Here is a 6148-nt window from a genome sequence, read left to right on the forward strand (position 1 = left end):
GCGTCGTCGAACCGTTCCGGCAGATCGAACCGTTCCGTCCGAACGAACGGGATCGCGCTGCAGCCGCTGTCGGCTGTCCGCGAGCCGTCCTCGGAACGGTCAGCACCCCGTCGACCGATTCAACTGTCACCTGTAGGTCAAGCGACGACGGCATCGGCCCCTGTGGAGATCAAAGTGGCGGTGCCTGCACCGTCTGTTCCGGCATCCATCCCGGCGGAGTCTTTGCAAAAAGAGCTGCAAGCGACCCTGGCCGAAGCGCTGTTCTTGCAGCCGAGCGACGTCGACGTGAACAAGGCATTCGTGGACATGGGGCTGGACTCCATCGTCGGAGTGGAATGGGTTCGCGTGATCAATCAACAGTACGGCACGGACATCCCGGCGACCAAAGTCTATGACTACCCGACCATCCGCGAGTTTGCCGGCTACATCGCAAACGTGTTGAGCAAAAACGCACCAAGAGCGGCAACGGCACCTGTACCAGCACCGACGCCTGCACCGCAAATCGAAGCTCCCAAGGCGGCTCCTTCCGTCTCTGAGGCCACCCTGCACGAAGAATTGCGCGCAAGTCTCGCAGACGCGTTGTTCCTGCAAGCGGCCGACATCGACCTCGACAAAAAGTTCGTCGACATGGGGCTGGATTCTATCGTCGGAGTGGAATGGATTCGCGTGATCAACCAGCAGTACGGCACGGACATCCCGGCGACCAAAGTCTATGACTACCCGACCGTCCGCGAATTGGCTACCTATCTGTCAAAATCCCTGAAGGTGCAGCCGAGCGAACCTAGCCAGCCAGAGATCAAAACGGCGAGCCCGATCCCCAGTGCCCCGTCCGCAGAGGCGTTGCAAGAAGAACTGCGCACCAGTCTCGCAGACGCGCTGTTCCTGCAGCCAAGCGACATCGACCTCGACAGGAAGTTCGTCGACATGGGCCTGGACTCCATCGTCGGAGTGGAATGGATTCGCGTAATCAACCAGCAACATGGCACCGACATCCCGGCGACCAAAGTCTACGACTACCCGACCCTTCGCGAATTGGCCGCCTACTTGAGCAAGCAGCTGCACAAGCATCCGATCGCGGAACAGCCGGCAATGGAGCTCTCCGTAGACGATCTGCTTTTGCAGGTGTATGAAGGGAATCTCGACAGCGAACAAGCCGATCAATTGTTTCAGCAGTTCAAAATCAAGGAGGAAGTAAAATGACCAAACAAGAGATCTTTGAAGTCGTCGTCCGCAATACCCGTGAAGTGCTCCCGGAGTTGGAAGGTCACACCTTCCAGCCGACGGACCAACTGGCCAATCTTGGTGCGAATTCGGTGGATCGCGCGGAGATCGTCATGATGACCATCGAAGAGCTGGACCTGAAGATCCCGCGCGTCGAGCTGTCCACGGCGAAAAACATCGGTGAACTGGTCGAGGTCCTCTATGGCAAGCTCCAGACCGCCTGAGTTGCTCATCACGGGCCTTGGCGTCACCTCGGCCATCGGGCAGGGCAAGTCGGATTTTACCTCCGCTCTGCTGGCAGGCCGCCATGCGTTCGGCGTGATGCAACGCCCGGGCAGACAAAAAGGAACCTCCTTCCTCGGAGCGGAGGTTCCTTCCTTGTCTCTTCCGGAGCGTTTTACCAAACGGCTGTTGCGCACGCTCTCTTTTTCCGGGCAAGTGGCGCTGGCCACCTTGCAAGAGGCGTGGGACGAAGCGCAGCTCAGCACGGTCGACCCGTCCCGCATCGGCCTTGTGGTAGGCGGCTCCAACCTGCAGCAGCGCGAACTGCTGCAAACGCATGAATCCTACGGGGACCAGCTCGACTTTCTGCGTCCGACCTACGGACTCTCTTTTCTGGACAGCGACCTGAGCGGCCTGTGTACCGAACAGTTTGGCATACGCGGGTTCGGCTACACGATCGGCGGGGCTTCGGCCAGCGGACAGTTGGCGGTCTTGCAGGCCGCTGAAGCGGTTCGTTCGGGACAAGTTGATGTCTGCCTCGCGATGGGAGGCTTGATGGATCTGTCCTACATGGAGCTTCAGGGATTACGAGCACTCGGCGCGATGGGAAGCGACCGCTATGCGGACGACCCAACTCGGGCATGCCGTCCGTTTGACAAGGGACGCGACGGGTTCATTTACGGGGAAGGATGCGGCGTCATCGTGATCGAACGGGCCGAACAAGCGATCCAAAGGCAGGTCCGACCCTACGCGAGCGTGGTCGGCTGGGGCCTGGCGATGGATGCCAACCGCAACCCGAACCCCTCGTGCGAGGGGGAGGTTCGAGTGATTCGACAAGCGCTGGAACGAGCGGGCCTGTCACCCGAGGAGATCGACTACATCAACCCGCATGGAACGGGATCGCGGATTGGCGATGAGACCGAATTGCAGGCTCTGCGCGAATGCGGGCTGCTTGCGGCGCGCATCAACGCCACCAAGTCGATCACGGGCCACGGGCTGACGGCGGCCGGCGCTGTGGAGATCGTCGCCACGCTGCTGCAGATGAGAGCGTCTCAGCTGCATCCGACCCGCAACTTGGAGGACCCGATGGACGTCGAGTTCAACTGGGTGCGTGGAGAAGCGGAGCCGCATGACATGCACAGAGCCCTGAGCCTGAGCATGGGATTTGGCGGCGTTAACACCGCCATCTGTTTACAACGAGTATGAGGAGGACGACTATGGTTGCCGTCGGTATCGAAGCGATGAATGTGTTCGGGGGGACCGCGTATCTCGATGTCATGGATCTGGCCAGACATCGAAACCTGGACATCCCCAGATTTGAAAATTTGCTGATGAAGCAAAAGGCGGTCGCCTTGCCGTTTGAAGACCCGGTGACATTTGCCGTCAACGCGGCCAAGCCGGTGGTCGATGCGCTGTCCGAGGAAGAAAAAAACCGCATCGAACTGCTGATCACCTGCACGGAATCCGGGATCGACTTCGGCAAGTCGCTCAGCACCTACGTGCATCATCATCTGGGACTGAGCCGTACCTGCCGCCTGTTCGAGATCAAGCAAGCCTGCTATTCGGGCACAGCCGGATTCCAGATGGCGATCAACTTCATCCTCTCCCAAGTCTCGCCCGGAGCCAAAGCGCTCGTCGTCGCCACGGACATCTCCCGGTTCCTGGCCGTCGAAGGCGGAGATGCGCTCAGCGAAGACTGGTCGTTCGCCGAACCGAGCGGCGGCGCAGGCGCGGTGGCGCTTCTGGTCAGCGACAAGCCGCACGTGTTCCAAGTCGATGTCGGAGCCAACGGATATTACGGCTACGAGGTGATGGACACCTGCCGCCCGGTGGCCGACAGCGAAGCGGGCGACGCGGACCTCTCCCTGCTCTCGTATCTGGATTGCTGCGAGAATGCGTTCCTGGAATACCAGCGCCGCGTCGCCGATGTCGAGTACCGCGACACGTTCCAGTACCTGTCCTTCCACACGCCGTTTGGCGGCATGGTCAAAGGCGCGCACCGCACGATGATGCGCAAGATCGCCAAGGTCAAAGGCCCGGAGATCGAAGCCGATTTCCAACAGCGCGTGGTGCCGGGTCTGACCTACTGCCAGCGCGTGGGCAACATCATGGGGGCCACCGTTCTGCTCTCCTTGGCGAGCACGATCGACAACGGGCAGTTTGAAGGGAACAAGCGCATCGGGATCTTCTCCTATGGCTCGGGCTGCTGCTCCGAATTTTACAGCGGCGTCGTCACCCCTCGCAGTCAAGAAGTCCTGCGCGGCTTCAAGCTTCAAGAGCAACTGAACAACCGCTACCGACTGTCGATGGACGAATATGAAAAGGTTCTCCACAGCAGCAGCGCCGTCAAATTCGGCACCCGCAATGTCAAGCTGGACTTGAACCTGATCCCGGGCGCCCTCGCTTCCGGGCAAGCCGGACAGCGCCTGTATCTGGAAGAGATCTCAGAATTCCATCGAGAATACCGGTGGTGCTGATGAACGCGGCCGCCTTCGAGACGATCCGGGTGCGGATGCAAGGCCCGGTGTGCTTTTTGCAGTTCAACCGTCCCGAGGCGAAGAACACGATCAACGAGCGCTTGGTGTACGAGTGTCGCCAGGTGATCGATCACTGCCGGGAACAGGCTTCGATCCTCGTGCTGGAGGGGTTGCCGGACGTGTTCTGCTTCGGGGCCGATTTTCAAGAGCTGCATGAGAAAAAGGCAAACGGGCAGAGCCTCGACCCGTCACCGGAGCCGCTGTACGACCTGTGGCTCGATCTGGCGACTGGCCCGTTTATCACCATCTCGCACGTTCGCGGCAAGGTCAACGCAGGCGGCGTCGGGTTTGTCGCCGCCTGCGATATCGTGCTGGCGGATGAAACGGCGGAGTTCTCCTTGTCCGAATTGCTCTTCGGACTTCTGCCGGCATGCGTACTGCCGTTTTTGATCCGGCGGATCGGTTTTCAGAAGGCGAACTATCTGACGCTGATGACGCAGCCGGTCAACGTCCGACAAGCCGTGGAGTGGGGGCTTGTCGATGCCTGCGATGCAGAGAGCGAGACCTTGCTTCGCAAGCATCTCATGCGGCTGCGCTATGTGCCCAAGCGCGGCATCGAGCGATACAAGCGCTTGATGAACAGCTTGCAGGACGGTCTGCACCGCGCCAAGCCGTTGGCGCTCGAAGCGAACCGGGAAGTGTTTGCAGATCCGCGCAACCAAGAGCTGATTTTCCGTTATATCGAAACGGGGCAATTCCCGTGGGAGAGCTGATCCACGGAGAGTGGAGGAGAACATGACGAATCCAGTGGTGGAGTACAGAGAGATCGAGACGGGGATCGTGCAAGTGACCTTGCAGGATCGGGAACAGAAGAACACCTTTACCGAAGGGCTGGTGCGCGGCCTGATCGAAGCGTTCGAGGAGATCGCCGCGAATGAACGCTGCAAGGCGGTCATCCTCACCGGCTATGGCAATTATTTTTGCTCCGGCGGCACGATGGAAGGGCTGCTGGCGATTCATGAAGGAAGAGGCCGGTTCACCGATGCGAACGTCTACGCGCTCGCCTTGGAGTGTAAGGTTCCGGTGATCGCCGCGATGCAAGGGCATGCGATCGGCGGCGGGTTTGTCGTCGGGCTGTTTGCCGACTTTGTGATCTTGAGCCGTGAGAGCGTGTACACGACCAATTTTATGCGATTTGGATTCACACCCGGCATGGGGGCTACCTACATCGTGCCGAAGAAGTTGGGCTTCTCCCTCGGAGAGGAGATGCTGATGAGCGCCAACAATTACAGAGGCGCCGATTTGGAAAAAAGGGGCGTGCCGTTCCCCGTCGTTCCGCGTGAAGACGTGATGAACCGGGCGCTGCAGCTGGCGCGCCAACTGGCAGAAAAACCGAGAGTGTCGCTAATCACCTTGAAGGACCATCTGGTCCGACCGATCCGGGAGGAACTGCCTCGCGTGATCGAGCAAGAGATGGCCATGCATGAAAAGACATTCCATGAACCGGAAGTGAAAGACAGAATCATCTCCCTGTTCGGAAATTAACAAGCACTCGCCGTGCTTGCGACCATACATTTTGCTGTAAAAGAGGGGTTCAGATGAAGATACAAGAGATCTTACGTGCGCTTGAAGCCAAAGAGATCAGCCCTGAAGAGGCCAAACAGGCCCTTGCACGGGCTCGATCCCACGAGTTGCAAATGTCCGCCCCCCTTGCGAATGCTGTGCGCGAACTGTCCGTTGATCCGGCGGTTCGCCTGCAGCCGGAATCGCTAGGCCATCCGCTGTTCCAAACGAGATACCGCACCATTTGGAGTTACTTTGCCGGCTCGATGTATCGAGGGATCGCATCTGAGGAGATGGTGGTGCGCATGGGACAGGCCGGTCTGCTGGCCTTTTTTGGCAGCGCCGGTTTTCAGGTGCATGAACTGGAGCCCGTCCTGCAGCGCATTCAGGCGCGGCTGGGTTCGGACAAGCCGTATGGCATGTGCCTGATCGCCAACCTGAACGACCCGGACGAAGAGCGGCGCACAGCGGAACTGTACGTCGAGTACGGCGTGAAGGCGATCGAAGTGTCCGCCTTCTCCGCTCCGACGCTCCCGCTGGTCTATCTGCGCCTCAAGGGCCTGTCCCGTCAAAACGGCCGTCTGATCTTCCCGCGCCGTCTGATCGCCAAATGCTCGCATCTGGACACGGCGCGCGTGTTTCTCTCGCCGCCGCCGGAGCCGCTC

7 protein-coding genes are annotated in these 6148 nt (G+C 59.7%); all 7 read left to right on the forward strand.

Going from position 1 to position 6148, the window contains the following annotated elements; all coding sequences use genetic code 11:
- A partial coding sequence (locus L696_RS28455) for an acyl carrier protein (protein WP_209440950.1) occupies nt 1-1200 on the forward strand: 1200 nt, incomplete at its 5' end.
- A complete protein-coding gene (locus L696_RS0110135; protein WP_025683541.1) occupies nt 1197-1445 on the forward strand; it encodes an acyl carrier protein in 249 nt (82 codons plus the stop codon). The genes L696_RS28455 and L696_RS0110135, both read left to right, overlap by 4 nt.
- Complete coding sequence (locus L696_RS0110140) at nt 1423-2649, forward strand: beta-ketoacyl synthase N-terminal-like domain-containing protein (RefSeq protein ID WP_025683542.1); 1227 nt, start codon at nt 1423-1425, stop codon at nt 2647-2649. The genes L696_RS0110135 and L696_RS0110140 overlap by 23 nt, the downstream gene beginning before the upstream one ends.
- A gap of 11 nt (nt 2650-2660) precedes the next feature.
- The gene (locus L696_RS0110145) at nt 2661-3920 is read left to right on the forward strand and encodes a hydroxymethylglutaryl-CoA synthase family protein (protein WP_025683543.1); all 1260 of its coding nucleotides are present in this window, start codon (nt 2661-2663) and stop codon (nt 3918-3920) included.
- The gene (locus tag L696_RS0110150) at nt 3920-4693 is read left to right on the forward strand and encodes an enoyl-CoA hydratase/isomerase (protein ID WP_025683544.1); all 774 of its coding nucleotides are present in this window, start codon (nt 3920-3922) and stop codon (nt 4691-4693) included. The genes L696_RS0110145 and L696_RS0110150 overlap by 1 nt, the downstream gene beginning before the upstream one ends.
- Before the next feature lie 22 nt (nt 4694-4715).
- The gene (locus tag L696_RS0110155) at nt 4716-5465 is read left to right on the forward strand and encodes a polyketide synthase (RefSeq protein ID WP_025683545.1); all 750 of its coding nucleotides are present in this window, start codon (nt 4716-4718) and stop codon (nt 5463-5465) included.
- A 53-nt stretch (nt 5466-5518) separates the two neighbouring features.
- Nucleotides 5519-6148: hypothetical protein (locus tag L696_RS0110160; RefSeq protein ID WP_025683546.1), on the forward strand; the 630-nt coding region annotated here is incomplete at its 3' end.

Source organism: Paenibacillus maysiensis, assembly GCF_000520815.1.
Lineage (GTDB): Bacteria > Bacillota > Bacilli > Paenibacillales > Paenibacillaceae > Paenibacillus > Paenibacillus maysiensis.